The following is a 17,750-nucleotide window of genomic DNA, read 5'->3' as shown; positions in this document are numbered from 1 at the left end:
ATAATTAGTCAGTGCATCCTTAAAGGGCGTGATCGTGATAAAAAGTAATACACAAATTGACAAAAGCCTCGCTACAAAAAAAGTCGTATTTTATTGTAGAGAGGGATACGAGGCCGACCTTGCCGCCGAACTCGATACTGTATCAGCCAAGCTAGAACTTTTTGGCTATAGTCAATGTAAGCTCGGTAGCACCTTAGTTGAGTTCAATTGTTATGAAGCACTTTCATTGCATCAGCAAGAAAATGCTTTTCATATTGACGAACTTATTTTTGCGCGTCAAAGATTATTAAGTGTCGGTTCTTTAATCTTCGATAAACCCACCGATCGGGTCGGCTCCGTCATTGATTTTTTGAAGCAAGATCTCAACTCCTCTTTGTTATTCGGTGATGTTATTGCCGAGCACGCCGACAATGAAAGTGGAAAGCAAATCGCTAAATTTTGTAAGAAATTTGTGGTGCCTTTGCGTCAGGCGATGCGCAAAAGTAAGCTGTTAAGCGCGAAACCAAACCATGCTCTTCCCTATCTTCATCTGTATTTTAGCGAGAGCAATGAAAGTATGGTGTGTGTTTCGCTACCTAATAATCGTCACGCTGAACCAATGGGAATTACCCGTTTGAAGATGCCTGCGGATGCACCAAGTCGCTCAACATTGAAGTTAGAAGAAGCAATAAAAACATTTTTGCTTCCAAACGAGCAAAACACTTGTTTCCAAAAGGGGATGACGGCTGTTGATTTGGGGGCCTGCCCTGGGGGGTGGACTTATCAATTAGTTAGTAGAGGTTTGCGCGTTGAAGCGATTGATAACGGTAAAATGTCTGAAACGCTCATGCAGACAGGACTAGTTGAATATCACCCCGCTGATGGTTTTACTTATGCCCCCCAAGACGGTCATGTTGATTGGCTTGTTTGCGATATGATTGAGAAACCGGAGAGGGTGGCAGAACTCATCGCATCATGGTTGGTTGATAGAAAATGTACGAGTAGTATTTTCAATCTAAAACTACCGATGAAGCGACGTTTTCATGTGGTCGAAAAGCTCTTAGCAGAAATATCAGAGAAACTCGAAAAGCATCAAATAAACCACAAAATTGCCGCCAAGCATTTGTATCATGATAGGGATGAAATAACTGTCATTATCCGCAGCGGTATGCACTTAATTTGATTAAAATCATGGGTTTGCAGTATTTTTTGTAGTCAGATACATTGCCCAAACAGCTGAAACTATACATACTTTTAGAATTCTTTTTGAAGAATGTAGTGAAAAGTGTGTAATTTCCCTTCAAAAATCTATATAATCCGCCCCGATTTTTTAGAACCTAATAAGTGGAAACATGTCAGATTTAGCACACTACAGAAATATAGGTATTTTTGCTCACGTTGACGCGGGTAAAACAACCACAACAGAACGAATTTTGAAACTCACTGGTAAAATACACAAGACCGGTGAAGTACATGATGGCGAATCAACTACAGACTTCATGGAACAAGAAGCAGAGCGCGGGATTACTATCCAGTCTGCTGCAACCACATGTTTCTGGAAAGACCATCGTATGAACATCATCGATACTCCAGGGCACGTTGACTTCACAGTAGAAGTTTATCGTTCTTTGAAAGTACTTGACGGTGGTGTTGGTGTTTTCTGTGGTTCTGGTGGTGTTGAGCCTCAGTCAGAAACAAACTGGCGTTATGCGAACGAATCAGAAGTTGCTCGTATCATCTTTGTAAACAAGCTCGACCGCATGGGTGCCGATTTCTATCGAGTAGTTAAGCAAGTTAAAGACGTGCTTGGTGCTAACCCACTTGTTATGGCTTTGCCAATTGGTATCGAAGACGACTTCGTTGGTATTGTTGACGTACTAGAAAAGAAAGCATACGTTTGGGATGACACTGGTCTTCCTGAAAACTATGTGGTCGAAGACGTGCCTGCCGACATGGTTGATAAAGTAAATGAATATCATGAGCAACTTGTTGAGACAGCTGTAGAGCAAGACGACGACCTTATGATGGCTTACATGGACGGCGAAGAAGTATCTATTGCAGATATCAAACGTTGCATCCGTGAAGGTACTCGTAAGCTTGACTTCTTCCCGACATATTGTGGTTCTGCATTTAAAAACAAAGGTGTTCAAAACGTACTTGACGCTGTTGTTGATTATTTGCCAGCACCAACTGAAGTTGACCCACAAGACTTAACCGATGAATTCGGCGAGCCTAATGGCGAAAAAGCGATTGTATCTGCTGACGAACCATTCCGTGCACTAGCATTCAAAATCATGGATGACCGTTTCGGTGCCCTGACATTTATCCGTATCTACTCAGGTACCTTGAATAAAGGCGATACCATCCTTAACTCCTTCACCGGAAAATCAGAGCGTGTTGGTCGAATGGTTGAAATGCATGCCGATGACCGTACTGAACTAAGTAGTGCTAAGGCAGGCGACATCATCGCTATTGTTGGTATGAAAAATGTACAAACTGGTCACACTCTTTGCGATCCTAAACATCCTTGTACACTCGAGCCAATGGTTTTCCCTGAGCCAGTAATATCAATCGCCGTTGCTCCTGCTGATAAAGGGTCAACTGAGAAAATGGGTATTGCTATCGGTAAAATGGTTGCTGAAGATCCTACTTTCCAAGTCGAAACAGACGAAGATTCAGGCGAAACTATCCTGCGCGGAATGGGTGAACTTCACCTTGATATCAAAGTTGATATTTTGAAGCGTACTTACGGTGTTGACCTAACAGTTGGTAAACCTCAAGTTGCTTATCGTGAAACCATCACGCAAGAGATTGATGACTCTTACACGCACAAGAAACAATCTGGTGGTTCTGGTCAGTTTGGTAAAATTGACTATAAAATTCGTCCAGGTGAGCCAAACTCTGGCTTTACGTTTAAGTCTGTTGTTGTTGGTGGTAACGTTCCTAAGGAATTCTTCCCAGCAATCGAGAAAGGCTTTAAAGGTATGATGAATGAAGGCGTTATGGCTGGGTTCCCAGTACTTGACGTTGAAGTTGAATTATACGATGGTGGTTTCCACGCGGTTGATTCATCAGCAGTTGCTTTTGAGATTGCAGCTAAGGGCGCATTCCGTCAATCGATTCCAAAGGCTGGTCCACAACTAATTGAGCCAATCATGAAAGTTGACGTTTTCACGCCAGATGATCATGTTGGTGATGTTATCGGTGACTTAAACCGTCGTCGTGGTATGATCAAAGACCAAGAAGCGGGCGTTACTGGTGTTCGTATCAAGGCCGACGTTCCACTATCAGAAATGTTTGGTTATATCGGTTCACTTCGTACAATGACCTCGGGTCGTGGTCAGTTCTCTATGGAGTTCTCACACTACAACCCATGCCCAGCAAATGTTGCTGAGGCGGTAATTGAAGAAGTAAAAGCAAGAAAGGCTGCTAAATAATTAGCTAGACATATGCTGTACTTTAATGAAAACCCAGCTTTTGCTGGGTTTTTTTATGCCTTATCAATGGCAAAATGTTTACGTCGACCAATAGCTGAGTGTTACCTTGTCTACGTCCTACACAGCTCACTTATTACAGCTCAGTTATTTTTTAATAGCAGCTTTTAAAGTGCTTAGCTGCTTTTTCATTTTGTCTTTTACCGCAGCAAAGGGTTCGCTGTGTGTCTTTTGGCTATAGTGCCATTGGTAATAAACCTTGGTTATATATCGAAGAGATTTGCTCGCAGTAGAGTTTAGAGAGGGTGATATTCGTTGAGAGAATTGCTGCAAGGTTTCACTATTTTCCTTTCTGTGACCTTGCTTTTCGAGAAGTGAAAACACAGTCTCTAGCCATTTTTGTTCTTCTTTTTTATTCTCTCGCTGTCTTGGAATAAACAGTAGTGCGATGAATATACCAATAACAACGAAGCTACCAATTATTGCATAGCTAAAACTTCGTGGGCTCATATCACCAAATATCTTTTTCAAAAGCGACTTTTGAGACTCTTGATTGTAGCGCAATATCGACTGGCTCCAAGTGTGGTCTATTTCAGCCAAAAGTAAGCGCAGATTGTTCAGTAAAGCATAGTCTTGTAACAAGGATAGAGAAAACGGCGATTCGTTTCTAAATTCAGCTCTGTTTTCTAAGGAACTCAATAAGCCAGCCAATACTCGATTTGGTGCAACTATCGCTGTTGGATCGGTTCTAATCCAGCCTAAGTCTTTGTCCCATGCCTCTACCCAAGCGTGCGCATCAAACTGGTGAACACTAATAACATTGTTAGATTGTAACTCACCGCCTTGGTAGCCTGTAACGATTCTGGCCGGAACATTTGCAATGCGGAGCATGTAGGCCATTGCCGAGGCATAGTGAGAACAAAAGCCTGTTTTTTTATCAAATAGAAATTGGTCAATCGGATTCGTTTGCATCAAGGGCGGAGTCAGAGAATATTTGAAGTCATCGTCTGCAAAAAGCGCATTTAGCTGGTCTATTTTTTGTCGAGTGCTCATACTCGGTGATATATTATTTAGCACGTACTCAACGGTTTTTGGGTTTCCGGTAGTCGGTGTTTGTAAGTAAAAACTAGTATTCTCAAAGCCATTATAAATGTTCAGTGGTTGCTCAATGAAAGACTTCACCACGTATAATCCTTTGCTGTGAAGCGGCGTCCTGCTTTGTAATTGAAATTGCTGGGTAGAAATAATGCGCTGTGTTGACAATCCTTGGATTAAAATTGGAATATCTAAGGAATACAGCCAATTGGTTGAAGTTGGCTCAGCAATGACGCTATAGTCAAGCGACTTACCTTGAAATTGAACTTCAGATGGAAGGGGAAAGTTTTTGGCACGCTCAGAAATAGACCATGTTTTTCCGTCAAATTCGTCGAGTACAATGGCTCGCCAATATCGCTCTTGTGGTTTGGGCAAATCACCTGCAAACTCGGCTCTAAAAACAAGTTCATCTGACTTCGCTAAGTTAGCGATGTCTCCAGGCGTCATTTTTTCTGATAAGCCGGTCTGACTCCCTTTTGCTACGGGCATTTTCCAGAGAGGATTGAGTTTGGGAGTGACAAAAAACAAAACTAAAGCAATAGGTACTGCTTGTAGAACCAGTAGAAGAGTTTGTTTACTGTAATTCTTATAATTGGTCTCGCGAACTTTAATTGCGTGTAAGGCACAAAATAGCATCACGATTAAGCAACAGTAAAATATGCTATAGCCCAAGCTTTGGTGAAAAATGAGGCCGCAGCCAATCAAGAACAATTGAATTGACGCTACCATTTGATAATCACCAGTGTGATGAAGGTTGAGGATCTTCAAGCAGCACGATACGACAAGTAAGTTGATCATGCTCTTTAACAAACCATAATCACTAGCAAGCCAAATAATGATCGAGATGCACAGAATCGCGAGAAGATTAAGCACACTGTTTTTAAGGGGGGGACTATTTTTCTGTGCTTTATAGCCGGTGATGACAAAAGAACAAACGCACAACACTAACACCCAACCCATCGGTGGCTCAAGCAAGGATAATATCAAACAGGTGAATGTGCCCAGTGTACAGAAAGCAGCGATTTTTCTATTGTGAACTTTAATTCTATTCAATGTTAACCTACCGCTTTCAGTTGATAGTTAGCTAAGGCCTTTAAGCATTGTGACTGGTGATCAACACCATGGTTAGGAAGGATCTGGTGCTTGCCGAGACTCAATCCAAACAAACTGCCTTGCTGACTGAGTGCGTTGACTTGGTACGTTAGCTCGCTAAGCGCGGTTTCTAAATCAGAATGAATATAGTCAGCTAAGTCGAGCCAACCACTAACAGCAGCACGCTCACTAAAGTCACGAGTAAGTAAACCTTGCCCTTTGGCAAAGTGCTTCCACGAAACATGGTGGATAGGGTCAGTTTCTCGGTATGTGCGCAGCCCTTGTAAATCTTCACTGCTAGTGTTCACGCCTACCTTATTACCATCGTCTCCTTTTTGATTCATTTCTCGCAATTTGAGTGGTGATGGCAGAGGGGTAGGATAGACTAACAGTACAAAAGGTACAGATAAATGGGTCCAGCATTTGAATAGACCAAAGGGGAAAATACTTTCAATAGAAACGCGGCCTATAGAGTGGCTACCTCTCTTGAACTTGCCTAAGTCAATGTTGTTGTGTCCATCGGCAAGATATGAATAACGTTTATGGTCCTTGTAGTAGATAGCAATGTTAGACAGTGCATGAAGGGGGGAACGGTTTGGATTATAGTGTAGACTCACCCTTAAATAGGTATTTTCGTTAGCGTAATAGTTTTCAAATTCTCGAAAACTAACATGATATTGAACAAAACTGGTGTAGCAGTGGAATAGAGATAATAACTGTATGGCAAAGACGAAATAACAGAACATTAAAATAACGTTATTTTGATAGTTGGTACCGAGTACAAATAAGCAAGTAATCAGGCCAAGCATAGCCCAGCCGAAGCGAGTCGGAAGGATAAAGGTGTTTTTAACATTGAGCTGATACTGGTCGTTTGGTGGTATACGCTTTGTGAGCCATTGGTCAATGCGCTTCTCCTTCCAAGTCGCCATGCTGTTATGCCGCCATAGGATTTACTTTATCTAACAAAGACTGACTTAATAAGGTTGTGCTTGCCGCAAATTGATCCTGCCCTCGTAACCTATGCTCAGTGACAGCTGAAAAAATAAACTGTACATCTTCAGGGATGACAAAATTCCTGTCATTTACAAACGCGCAGGCTTGTGCACAATGATAAATTGCTTTGGTCGCGCGTGGCGAGAGCGCATTCGGATATTCTTGACTGTCTCTACTCGCATTCACAAGAGACAAAATATAATCAACAACTGGCTCACTCACTACCACCTGCGACACTGATTCTTGTAATTCTATCAGTTCGCTAGCAGTGAGTACTTCAGTCACTTCATGGCTTTGACTCTCAGAGAGTAACATTGCACGTTCGGCTTCTTTACTCGGGAAACCAAGCGAAAGTTTCATGGTAAAGCGGTCTATCTGTGATTCTGGTAAGGGGTAGGTACCAGACTGAAACAAGGGATTCTGAGTGGCAATAACGAAAAAAGGCTCGGGTAAATCGTAACTCTTACCGTCAATACTCACTCGGCTTTCAGCCATAGCCTCTAACAGAGCGCTTTGGGTTTTAGGGCTCGCCCTATTTATTTCGTCGGCAAGTAATACTTGGTTGAATATCGGGCCAGCATGAAAATTAAACTTGTGAGTGTCAGGCTCGTATATGTTAACACCTAACATGTCGGCCGGAAGCAGATCTGACGTGAACTGCATTCTTGCGTATTGCATGTTTAAAACAGCAGAAAGACACTGACTGAGGGTGGTTTTACCCATTCCAGGTAAATCTTCTAATAGCAAGTGGCCTTTAGATAATAGACATATCAAAGCGAGCTCGATTTGTGCGTCTTTGCCCTTTATTTGCTGCCCTATAGCATGAATACACTGTTGGATTTTTTCCTGCATTATTAGAATTTCTCCTATTGTTAGCTCAAGTGTAATTTAAGACGCGAAAAACTACCGCAACGCTTTTAATACCTAGGTATGTATAATTTTTTCAAAATAAGCGCTATTATCTCGCTAAGAATACTTTAAATACCCAAGGATAAACATGAGTTTACACCCTATGGCAGGATTGCCAGCCAGCAACGATCAGCTCGTGAACGTTGCCCGTCTCATTTCAGACTACTATGCGAAAGTACCATCAGCCGATATTGCAGAGCAGCGAGTGACATTTGGAACATCTGGTCATCGAGGGTGCTCAAGTTTAACAAGTTTCAACGATATGCATATAGCCGCTATATCGCAAGCCTTGGCTGAATATCGAATTGACAATCATATCACTGGTCCCATCTTTATTGGAATGGATACTCATGCACTTTCTGAAGCGGCAATTACGACAACGATTGAAGTACTTATAGCTAATAATGTCGAAGTTGTCATTCAAGAAGATGGGGGATTTACACCCACCCCAGTAATTTCTCACAAAATACTTAGCTATAATAAAGATATTGAGGTGGATTTAGCTGATGGCATTGTTATTACACCTTCACATAATCCTCCTAGCGACGGTGGCTTCAAATATAATCCTCCTCATGGCGGCCCGGCAGGCTCTGATGTCACAACTATTATTCAAAATCGAGCAAACGAGCTAATTGCTAACAAGAATGTCGACGTGAGAAGGGTGACTATCGATGAAGCGAAAAAAAGCCAACTCTTCAAAGAACTCGATTTTGCCGAAGACTACATTAACGACTTAAACAACGTGATTGATATGGATGCGATCGCAAGAGCAGGCTTAAAGCTTGGCACAGACCCCTTAGGCGGCTCAGGGATCCATTATTGGAATAAAATAGCAAAGCGATACAAGCTAAATATCGATGTGGTAAACGACAGTATCGATCAACAATTTGGATTTATGCATTGCGACAAGGATGGCAAAATTCGAATGGATTGTTCCTCAGCGAGTGCGATGGCTGGGCTCATAAAACTGAAAGATAAATATGATTTAGCATTTGGGAACGATCCTGACTTTGACCGCCATGGCATAGTAACGCCTACCGCAGGGCTAATGAATCCTAATCATTACCTTGCAGTTGCGATCAACTACCTTTATCAGCATCGTCCTTTATGGCATGCAGATATGTCGGTGGGCAAAACACTAGTGTCGAGTTCCATGATTGACCGAGTTTGCAAAAAACTAAACCGCAATCTAAAAGAAATGCCTGTTGGCTTTAAATGGTTTGTTGAAGGTCTCAATGCCAAGCAAATAGGCTTCGCAGGAGAAGAATCGGCGGGCGGTATCTTTTTGCGTAAAGATGGCAGCCCATGGGCGACGGACAAGGATGGCTTTATCATGTGTTTACTTGCTGCTGAGATGACAGCTGTGATCGGAAAGTCGCCTTCTGAACTCTATGCTGAATTAGAGAATGAATTTGGCGTACCGCATTATACGAGAATAGATGTTGCTGCGAGTTTAGCGCAAAAAACTCAGCTTGCTAGTATGGATAAATCGACGGTGACAGCAACGGAGCTTGCGGGCGAGGAGATACTGACAATACAAACCCATGCATCTGGCAACAATGCCGCAATAGGTGGTGTAAAAGTATCGACCAAGAATGGTTGGTTCGCTGCTAGACCATCAGGTACTGAAAACGTATATAAAATTTATGCAGAAAGTTTTTTAGGGCAAGAACATTTAAGTGCTCTCGTTTTGGAAGCAAAGGAGCTAGTCAATTCTGTTTTAAACGGTGATTGTTAATAATGTGTTAATATTTGGTTTTAAATATGTAAATTAATAACGGTATTGTTGGTTTTTTCGTAATGCCTCCTGTTTAATTTACATATATTTAACATCTTGCATACGTTTTCAATGCTTTATTCAAGTCTTGGCGTAGTTTTATTAAACTGCCTGTAATAATATTACAAGCAGTTTACTAACAAGAGAATCATTAAAATGACAACAGTGAAAGCAAAAGGCGCTAAATCTTCCTCGCGCGCTAAAAGTAAAACACTTGCTTCTTCAAACGCTATATCCCCATTGTCAAAGAGTGAGATAAAGCAATCCATCATTAAGCATTTACATAGCACCTTGGGTACCGACGAAAACAAAGCAAATAATCATGCGTGGTGGAAAGCGACAAGCGCCGCCATGCAAGAGCTTGTCCTTGAACGACTGCGAACAACTCAAAAGACACATTACATTCACGATACGCGGGCCGTTCATTATTTCTCAGCTGAGTTTTTAATGGGACGTTTACTTTCAAACAATATGCACAACTTCAACTTGTTCGAAAGCACCGACGCAGCACTTAAAGAACTTGGTGTAAACTTAAGCGATGTTTTGGAAGAAGAGCCAGATATGGCCCTTGGAAACGGTGGCTTAGGGCGCTTGGCTGCCTGTTTTATTGATTCATTGGCAACCATGGAGCTTCCTGCTATTGGATATGGTATTCATTATGAACACGGTCTTTTTAGGCAAGAAATTAAAAATGGGGCGCAAATAGAACGCCCTGACAGTTGGCGCGATTACGGCAACCCGTGGGAAATATGTCGTCCTGAGTCTATTCAAGAAGTATCTTTATACGGCTATGTTGAAACCAAATATGGCGATGATGGCCGCGTGCAGAAAGAGTGGCACCCCGGATCTATCGTAAAAGGTGTGCCTTGGGACGTGCCGGTAGTCGGTTACGGTGCTAAGACTGTGAATGTATTGCGTCTATGGCAAAGCGAGTCGTCAGATTACTTTAACTGGGACGTGTTTAATGCAGGCGGATACGTAGATGCTCAAAGAGAAAACGTTCAAGCAGAGACCATTTCAAAAGTATTGTACCCTAATGATGAAACCGAAGCGGGTAAAGAGCTTAGGCTTATTCAGCAGTATTTTTTCTGTGCATGTTCTCTAAAAGATATTATTCGTCGTTACAAGCGCGCTCATGGTGATGATTGGTCGCGTTTTTCTGACCAAGTTGTTATTCAGTTAAACGATACTCACCCCGCAATTGCGATCCCTGAATTAATGCGAATTTTGGTCGATAGAGCTGAGTTAGATTGGGACACAGCCTGGGGAATTTGTACAAAGACTTTCGCCTACACAAATCATACTTTGCTGCCAGAAGCGTTGGAAAAGTGGCCTGTGCGGATGATAGAAAAAATCCTCCCACGTCACATTGAAATTATTTATGAAATCAATCATCGCTTCTTGTCATTGGTTGAGAAGAAGTGGCCGGGCAACAATGCAATTAAGTCCAAACTGTCAATTATTGAAGAAAGTAATGAAAAGATGGTGCGTATGGGCAACTTATCGGTTATTGGTTCATTTGCTGTGAATGGCGTTGCTGAAATACATTCGCAATTGGTTAAAGAGAACTTGTTTCCTGAGTTTGAAGCCTTGTGGCCAGGGAAACTGACTAACGTAACCAATGGCATTACACCAAGACGATGGTTGAAAGCCTGTAATCCTCTACTTTCTGACTTAATTGGCAAAAAGATAGGGAATGACTGGCCATCAGACCTAAATCGCCTTAATAAACTTGCTGACTTTGCTGACAATAAAACCTTCCAGAACCAATTCATGAAGGTAAAGCAAAAAAATAAAGAAGCCTTGGCTGCTGAAATTAAGCTTCAAACCGGTATTAGTGTCGATACTAAAGCAATATTTGATATTCAAATCAAACGTCTACATGAATATAAGCGTCAGCACCTCAACTTGATTCATATCATGGCTCTTTATCGACGTGTGCTTGAAGATCCAAACTACGACATGCATCCGCGAGTATTCATTTTTGGCGCAAAAGCAGCCCCTGGATACGCGCTAGCCAAAGATATTATTTTTGCGATTAACAAGGTTGCCGAGAAAATCAATAATGATCCAAGGGCAAATCAAAAGATAAAAGTTGTTTTTCTACCTAATTATCGTGTGTCTTCTGCTGAAAAAATGATACCTGCAGCCGACGTGTCACAACAGATTTCAACGGCGGGTAAAGAAGCGTCGGGCACTGGCAATATGAAATTGGCATTAAATGGCGCGATCACCATTGGTACTTTGGATGGCGCTAATATTGAGATTGCCGAAGAAGTTGGTGATGACAACATATTTATATTCGGTATGGATGTGAAAGAGGTCACCGCATTAGGTGAGAAGGGTTACAATCCTTTTGATATTTACTATCAAAACAAAGAGCTTAAGTCAGTATTAGATTGGCTTGATGGTGACTATTTCACGCCTGGGCAACCCGGTGCCTTATCTTCACTTAAGAACTCGATGTTAAGCGGTGGTGACCCTTATATGGTGCTTGCTGATTTTGAGTCATATAGCGACGCAAATAAAGCCCTTGATCTTGCTTACAGAGATAAATCGCGTTGGGCTAAAATGGCGATAATGAATACTGCGAGAATGGGGAAATTCACCTCAGATCGTTCGATTGCTGACTATGTTGAGAGAATTTGGAAACTGACGCCTTGCAAAGTTTCTTAACAAAGTAGGGCGTAAGAGCACTCCAAGCGTTCACACATTTATTTACATTTTAAGGCCAGCAATTTGCTGGCCTTTTTTCTAAAGTTATCGCATATTCGGACGATACTTACTATATTCCTCGGCTTTGTTTTTTAGCCATTCTCATTTTCCGGTGTCCGCCTCCTTATGATCAAAAAGCACCAAAGTTTATCAACACTGCCCAATAGGTATGCTTTCATAGATATTATTGAAAAATTATCGAAAGACAGTAGACACTTCTCTCTAATGCTTATCGATGTGATGCGTTTCTCCGATGTGTCTTCTGCTTTTGATTATCGAGCAGGTGATGAAATACTGCTTCAGATTGCCAATAGAGTATTAAGTATATTTGATGAGAAGCTACTCGTCGGCAGAGTAAGTGGCGATATATTTGGTTTGATTTTTGTTGGTCGTTACAACGAAGCACAAATGTATAGCCGCTATCAACATTTAATCGAACATTTCAAAACACCCTTGTATACCAATGATACTGCATTTATTGCTGATTTTAATGTGGGTGTTGCTAGTCATCGAGACTATACCGTATCGGTCACTAGACTGGTATCGCTTGCCGAAGCAGCACTGAAACAAGCGAAAAATAATCAGCATCAAAACTTTAGTTTTGTCAGTGACAATCAAAATTCAGTATCTGGGCGCGGCTTGGCTCTCAAGGCAGACCTAACAAGAGCGATGGAAAATCACGAATTAGAATTATACTTTCAACCGAAAGTTGACTTTACAAGCTTGAAGATTGTTGGTGCTGAATGTCTATTGCGATGGAATCATCCTTTAGATGGCATGCTATTCCCCGGTACCTTGATTGAAGCTGCTGAGTCATACAATATGATGAATGTGTTAGGCGAGTGGACGATGGCACGTGCTATCTCTATGTTACAAAAGCTAAATCAGCAAGGCATAAATCTACCTATATCCATTAATCTTTCACCAAGTCAACTTTACGATACCAATCTTGTGAATATTTTAAGCGAGTTGATCACAAGCCACGACGTGCAAGCGTCAATGATAGAGTTAGAATTGACTGAAGATGTTGCACTGTCAAATTCCTTAATGGTAAAGCGGCAGTTGGATGATATTCGTTCAAAAGGGGTACAAATATCAATGGATGATTTTGGCAAAGGGTATTCTAACCTATCATTCATTCGGGATTTAAACCTCAACGCCATTAAGATAGACAAAACCTTTGTACTTGATTTAGAAGAAAGCCCCGTAAACATTGCTATTGTACAGGCGACTAAACTGATCTGTGACGCAAAAAATTGTAAGGTAATTGCAGAGGGTGTTGAAAACTTAAATCAAATGGCAATACTTCAGAAAATCGGTATTCCGTGTGGACAAGGCTTTTTATTTTCTCCCGCAGTGTCTTTCGATGAGTTTATCAAACAGTGTCGAGTAGGAGACTTTAGTCATAGAATAATAGATGCTGGCGATTCGGCAGATCAGGCAAGTTAATGATAGACTACGCGCGTGTTTAATTAACGACGTACTCTACTATGAATTTTAAGAAAGACAATTTTCTTTCTCTTTCCCGTGATAGAGCAGGACAATTTTCGAATGAGACTGAATTTACTATCAACAGTCACACTCGAGTCAAAATTTGGTGCAGAGGCATCATCAGTTTTGAGCCTCTCGGACTTGATGCTAACAAAAAGGTCAAATCTATACTCCTATCCTGTGGCCTGCATGGTAACGAGACTGCACCTATTGAGATATGCGACGCACTCGTTGATGATTTAATCAATGCAAAAATTCAAACCTCACATCGACTCATGGTGATATTTGGTAATCTTGAAGCCATGGATATTGCTGAACGATTTGTTGAAGAAAATCTAAATAGGCTTTTTGATGCTGGGATAAAGACAGCTGATGAATGCGAGAATATAGAACAACATCGAGCTCAAGCCATTAAGCGTTGTGTCGATGAGTTTTTTGCTGTGGACGAAAATAAACCAACAAATCATGATAATTCCCAGCGTTTTCACTATGATTTACACACTGCAATCAGAGAATCTAAGAATGAAAAGTTTGCGGTTTATCCGTTTTTACATGGCGAAGCGATAAACACGGAGCAATTACGCTTTCTATCATTGTGTGACGTCAACACTATTCTACTTTCACAATCGCCAACGACCACATTTAGCTATTACACATCTCGTTACTACAACGCCCATAGTTTTACGGTTGAATTAGGCAAAGTTATGCCTTTTGGAGAAAACCAAATGTCTAAGTTTAGTGCTGCTGATAGGGCATTGCGGGCCTTAGTTGAACATAACACTATGGATTTACCCTCGTGGTCCGACTGCCCAATAGAAGTTTTTGAAGTGAAACAGGTGATTAACAAAAAAACGCATGCTTTTGCGCTCAATTTTGCTGATGACTTACCTAACTTTAGCGCTTTTGAAGAGGGTGAGCTTATCGCGTCAGATGGAGATATCAACTACAAAGCCACACAACATGGCGAAGCCATCGTTTTTCCAAACGCTAAAGTCGAAATCGGACAACGAGCTATATTGACTGTGGTGCCTTGTAATGTTGAATAGTCAGGGTTTTGTCTTAGATCCACGTCTCGAAAATGATAGTACTTGGGTATGCGACTTAGCCTTGAGCCAGCTTCGCATTATTAATGATAGCCAGTTTAAATGGTTTATTTTAGTCCCTCGTAAAAATGGACTTCGTGAAATCATAGACTTGACGGAAGTTGAGCAAATTGACTTGCTACAAGAATCAGCGAAGCTAAGCAAAGTATTGCAAGATCTTTATCAGCCGCACAAGCTGAACATAGCAGCTATCGGCAATGTCGTCGCTCAGCTGCATCTTCATCATATTTGCAGATACGAGCACGATGTTGCTTGGCCTTCACCAGTGTGGGGTAAGCAAGCAATGAGGCCCTATAATGACGACGAAAAACAAGCCATAATTCTGCAGGTTAGAGCTGCACTTTTTTATTAATAATGGCTTGTCATCTTGCTCCTTGTCTGCGCGCAATTAACGACCTGCATTCAAGGTGTAACGAGTGAAAATGTCTTGTAGGTGATCAAATATAACGTCAATGCCATCAATACGATGCTTTGCGAGCGCGGATTCTAGTTGACTGAGGTCATAGCCCTCTATGATCTCATCTGCTAGTGGTTGATAAGATAAATGCCATGGCTCAGAGGCTACCCCTCCACGGTACACATGATAAGGACGAAAGAAGCCATATTCTGCCATATGTGACTGAAGCCAGTCAGAGAGCCTTGCACACGGACCACCTTGCTCATATTCTGAAGGAAGCAAATTGAACTTTTGACCTGTCGACTTTTGCCATGTTTCAACGCTATTGCGATCATAAACGTCTATGTCGGTTCCCCAGTGATGACGAGAGGCGCCTGGAAGAGCTGACCAAAGTAATATCGCGTGAAGCTTCGTTATTTCGTCTAATGAAGAGGTGTCCAAAACGTTACCATCTAGGGTATTCAGAGGCAGTAAACCTTGCCATTTTTTATTCCAAATCTGGCATTGTTTGGAAAAGCTCCGATAACTGCTGACCAATTGCAAGTCGATACCCTCAGCGCTTGCTGCATCTTGCATACTACAAAACACAGTTTTCACCTCTGAAATAAGGGCATGTTTTTCGTCAATACTTACCAGATGACTTGAGTCTAAACCTAGATATTGCTCAGCGGTTATCATGTGAGGCAATGGACCAGCGTATGATAATAAATGTGCTCAAGACTCTTTAGATTGTCAATATTTACTCTTTCATTTATTTGATGGATTGTGGCATTTTCCGGACCGAGCTCAACAACTTGCGCACCTGTAGGGGCAATAAAGCGACCGTCGGAAGTACCCCCAGCAGTGGATAGTTCGGTATCAAGCCCCGTAACTTCTTTTATACTTTTAACTGCGGCATCTACAAGTGTCCCAGCTTCTGTCAAAAAGGGCTGACCATTAAAGGTCCAGTTTATGTCATAATCTACATCATGCTTTTCCAGAATGTTATTTACTTTAGTAATTAACTCTTGATCAGTGCTTTCTGTGGAAAAACGAAAGTTGAAGCAAATATTAATTGTGCCGGGTACTACGTTGCCAGCGCCGGTGCCTGCATGAATATTCGATACCTGAAAACTCGTTGGTGGAAAATAGCTGTTTCCTTGATCCCATGTTGTACTCGCGAGCTCAGCCAAGGCCGGTGCCACTGCATGAATTGGGTTCTTTACAAGGTGAGGGTAGGCGACATGGCCTTGTATCCCCTTAACCGTCAAATCACCAGTTAATGAGCCACGTCTACCATTTTTAATCACATCACCAGTTTGGCTTGTACTTGAAGGCTCACCCACGATACAAAAGTCTATTTTTTCATTGCGCGCTTCCAACGTGTCGATAACGCGGGTTGTGCCGTTGATAAAAGGGCCTTCTTCATCGCTGGTAATGAGATAGGCAATAGAACCCTTGTGCTCGGGGTAGTCTTGAACAAAGCGTTCAGTGGCGCAAAGCATTGCCGCTAGGCTACCCTTCATGTCTGCGCTGCCTCTTCCATACAAAAAACCGTCTTTTATCGTTGGTTGGAAGGGCGGGAATAACCATTTTTCTTCTGGGCCCGTTGGCACTACGTCGGTATGCCCAGCAAAGCAAAACACGGGCGATTGAGAGCCTTTTCTCGACCACATATTGGTCGTGTCTTCAAATATCATGCTCTCGTTGTCAAAACCCAATGCGGATAGTATGTCACCCATATATTGCTGGCAACCTTCGTCTTCTGGAGTGACTGATGGCTTAGTAACCAAGTCGATAGTTGTCTGTATAACATCGCGCATTTAAGCAAATATCCTTGCGTATTCTTCGGCAGAAAAGCCGACATAGTATTGGTCGTTGGTAAAAATAATCGGTCTTTTTATCATCGCCGGAAAGGCTTCTAAAAGCGCTAGGGCTGATTCACGATTTAAGTTGTCTTTTTGCTCTTGAGACAGGGCTCTGAAGGTCGTTCCTCGTTTGTTGAGCAACTTCTCCCAGCCTATTGCGCTCTCAGCTTCTGCGAGCCACTGTGTTTCTAAGCCATCTTTACGGTAGTTATGAAACTGGTACTCTACATTGTGACTTTCTAACCACATTTTTGCTTTCTTTATGGTATCGCAGTTTGGAATACCGAACATTATTGTCATCATTTATCCTTTACTAGTCTTGTATTACTTCGTACTTTGCTTTTTCTAGAGCGCTTATAGCGGTCGCAAGTGTGTCGTTCTTCACCAGAAAATAGTCTGTTTCAAATGTCGATACAACAAATATACTCACTTTTGCTGAAGCAAGAACGGCTCCAATGTCGGCCATGATCCCAACCATTGAAAGGTTTAATGGGCCAAGGACTTCTAACACTCGCCAGTCATAGTCTGATTCGATAGCCTCTATAGGCAGTGATTGTTTCACTACTAATGATAACTCGTCGTGAGTTTTTCCAATAAAGTAAATATCGCTGCTGAGCACAGGTGCTGGGATTGCTTGATCTTCGCTCAGCGAATGAATTGCAAAAGTATCATCAAGAACTGACAGTGTTTGTTTAGCCAAGGGAAATCCTATTTTATCCACGCTTTTTGTGGATAACTATGTGAGCGAGAGTCTATTAAGTCTATAACACTATGTTTTTAATAGTAAATAACTATTGATTATAAAGCGTCCATTGGGAGTATATCGGCTTATAAATAACTAACATTTCGTGTCTTTTTCTTCCAAAATAACGCACAATATACCCCAAAGTGTTGGCAGATGAGCTTTTAGTAAAATAG

At 41.8% G+C, this 17,750-nt stretch carries 14 protein-coding genes; 7 read left to right on the top strand and 7 right to left on the bottom strand.

The annotated features are described in order from the left end of the window. Window positions 1–34 precede the first annotated feature (34 nt). Both rlmM and fusA read left to right on the top strand, forming a co-directional pair. Window positions 35–1,162, top strand: coding sequence for a 23S rRNA (cytidine(2498)-2'-O)-methyltransferase RlmM (rlmM, locus tag ISG33_RS06230; RefSeq protein ID WP_195732628.1), 1,128 nt, complete (start codon window positions 35–37; stop codon window positions 1,160–1,162). Window positions 1,163–1,331: 169 nt separating this feature from the next. Further along, entirely contained in the window at window positions 1,332–3,416 is a 2,085-nt protein-coding gene (gene fusA / locus ISG33_RS06225; RefSeq protein WP_195732627.1) for an elongation factor G, read from the top strand. Window positions 3,417–3,560: 144 nt separating this feature from the next. Here fusA and ISG33_RS06220 read toward each other — a convergent pair whose 3' ends face one another. From ISG33_RS06220 to ISG33_RS06210, 3 genes are read right to left on the bottom strand one after another with little or no spacing between them, the layout of a single operon-like run. Next, window positions 3,561–5,561, bottom strand: coding sequence for a transglutaminase TgpA family protein (locus ISG33_RS06220; protein WP_195732626.1), 2,001 nt, complete (start codon window positions 5,559–5,561; stop codon window positions 3,561–3,563). A 2-nt stretch (window positions 5,562–5,563) separates the two neighbouring features. Next, window positions 5,564–6,529: a DUF58 domain-containing protein gene (locus tag ISG33_RS06215; protein ID WP_195732625.1), complete on the bottom strand. Its 966-nt coding sequence runs from the start codon at window positions 6,527–6,529 to the stop codon at window positions 5,564–5,566. Between the two features lie 4 nt (window positions 6,530–6,533). Further along, the gene (locus ISG33_RS06210; RefSeq protein WP_195732624.1) at window positions 6,534–7,445 is read right to left on the bottom strand and encodes an AAA family ATPase; all 912 of its coding nucleotides are present in this window, start codon (window positions 7,443–7,445) and stop codon (window positions 6,534–6,536) included. A gap of 145 nt (window positions 7,446–7,590) precedes the next feature. On the opposite strand from ISG33_RS06210, the gene pgm reads away from it, so the two are divergent. From pgm to ISG33_RS06185, 5 genes are all read left to right on the top strand, one after another. Further along, window positions 7,591–9,240, top strand: coding sequence for a phosphoglucomutase (alpha-D-glucose-1,6-bisphosphate-dependent) (gene pgm, locus ISG33_RS06205; protein ID WP_195732623.1), 1,650 nt, complete (start codon window positions 7,591–7,593; stop codon window positions 9,238–9,240). Between the two features lie 195 nt (window positions 9,241–9,435). After that, the gene (locus tag ISG33_RS06200; protein ID WP_195732622.1) at window positions 9,436–11,955 is read left to right on the top strand and encodes a glycogen/starch/alpha-glucan phosphorylase; all 2,520 of its coding nucleotides are present in this window, start codon (window positions 9,436–9,438) and stop codon (window positions 11,953–11,955) included. Between the two features lie 165 nt (window positions 11,956–12,120). Then, on the top strand, window positions 12,121–13,443 hold the full coding sequence (locus ISG33_RS06195) for a putative bifunctional diguanylate cyclase/phosphodiesterase (protein ID WP_195732621.1): 1,323 nt from the start codon (window positions 12,121–12,123) through the stop codon (window positions 13,441–13,443). 41 nt (window positions 13,444–13,484) lie between these two features. Further along, window positions 13,485–14,531 carry a succinylglutamate desuccinylase gene (gene astE / locus ISG33_RS06190; protein ID WP_195732620.1) on the top strand — a complete coding sequence of 349 codons (1,047 nt, stop codon included), beginning with the start codon at window positions 13,485–13,487 and terminating at the stop codon, window positions 14,529–14,531. Then, window positions 14,521–14,940 (top strand): HIT domain-containing protein, encoded by a 420-nt coding sequence (locus ISG33_RS06185; protein WP_195732619.1) that lies wholly within the window; start codon window positions 14,521–14,523, stop codon window positions 14,938–14,940. The genes astE and ISG33_RS06185 overlap by 11 nt, the downstream gene beginning before the upstream one ends. Before the next feature lie 36 nt (window positions 14,941–14,976). Here ISG33_RS06185 and ISG33_RS06180 read toward each other — a convergent pair whose 3' ends face one another. The 4 genes from ISG33_RS06180 to ISG33_RS06165 are packed head-to-tail and all read right to left on the bottom strand — an operon-like array spanning window position 14,977 to window position 17,532. Continuing rightward, the gene (locus ISG33_RS06180; RefSeq protein WP_195732618.1) at window positions 14,977–15,663 is read right to left on the bottom strand and encodes a M15 family metallopeptidase; all 687 of its coding nucleotides are present in this window, start codon (window positions 15,661–15,663) and stop codon (window positions 14,977–14,979) included. Continuing rightward, on the bottom strand, window positions 15,660–16,787 hold the full coding sequence (gene dapE / locus ISG33_RS06175; RefSeq protein WP_195732617.1) for a succinyl-diaminopimelate desuccinylase: 1,128 nt from the start codon (window positions 16,785–16,787) through the stop codon (window positions 15,660–15,662). Before dapE ends, ISG33_RS06180 begins: the two co-directional genes overlap by 4 nt. Further along, entirely contained in the window at window positions 16,788–17,132 is a 345-nt protein-coding gene (locus tag ISG33_RS06170) for an ArsC family reductase (RefSeq protein ID WP_195733064.1), read from the bottom strand. A 13-nt stretch (window positions 17,133–17,145) separates the two neighbouring features. Continuing rightward, entirely contained in the window at window positions 17,146–17,532 is a 387-nt protein-coding gene (locus ISG33_RS06165) for an ACT domain-containing protein (protein ID WP_195732616.1), read from the bottom strand. Between the last annotated feature and the right edge of the window lie 218 nt (window positions 17,533–17,750).

The sequence above is a fragment of the Marinibium conchae genome, assembly GCF_015595035.1.
GTDB lineage: Bacteria > Pseudomonadota > Gammaproteobacteria > Enterobacterales > Alteromonadaceae > Glaciecola.
The sequence above is the reverse complement of the archived record's forward strand: the minus strand, read 5'-3'. Positions and strand labels throughout refer to the sequence as shown.

Coding starts and splice junctions, on each gene's coding strand:
- dapE (WP_195732617.1), bottom strand. CDS start 16,787: ATGCGCGATGTTATACAGACAACTATCGACTTGGTTACTAAGCCATCA.
- ISG33_RS06170 (WP_195733064.1), bottom strand. CDS start 17,132: ATGACAATAATGTTCGGTATTCCAAACTGCGATACCATAAAGAAAGCA.
- ISG33_RS06200 (WP_195732622.1), top strand. CDS start 9,436: ATGACAACAGTGAAAGCAAAAGGCGCTAAATCTTCCTCGCGCGCTAAA.
- ISG33_RS06185 (WP_195732619.1), top strand. CDS start 14,521: ATGTTGAATAGTCAGGGTTTTGTCTTAGATCCACGTCTCGAAAATGAT.
- astE (WP_195732620.1), top strand. CDS start 13,485: ATGAATTTTAAGAAAGACAATTTTCTTTCTCTTTCCCGTGATAGAGCA.
- ISG33_RS06195 (WP_195732621.1), top strand. CDS start 12,121: ATGATCAAAAAGCACCAAAGTTTATCAACACTGCCCAATAGGTATGCT.
- ISG33_RS06180 (WP_195732618.1), bottom strand. CDS start 15,663: ATGATAACCGCTGAGCAATATCTAGGTTTAGACTCAAGTCATCTGGTA.
- fusA (WP_195732627.1), top strand. CDS start 1,332: ATGTCAGATTTAGCACACTACAGAAATATAGGTATTTTTGCTCACGTT.
- pgm (WP_195732623.1), top strand. CDS start 7,591: ATGAGTTTACACCCTATGGCAGGATTGCCAGCCAGCAACGATCAGCTC.
- ISG33_RS06215 (WP_195732625.1), bottom strand. CDS start 6,529: ATGGCGACTTGGAAGGAGAAGCGCATTGACCAATGGCTCACAAAGCGT.
- ISG33_RS06210 (WP_195732624.1), bottom strand. CDS start 7,445: ATGCAGGAAAAAATCCAACAGTGTATTCATGCTATAGGGCAGCAAATA.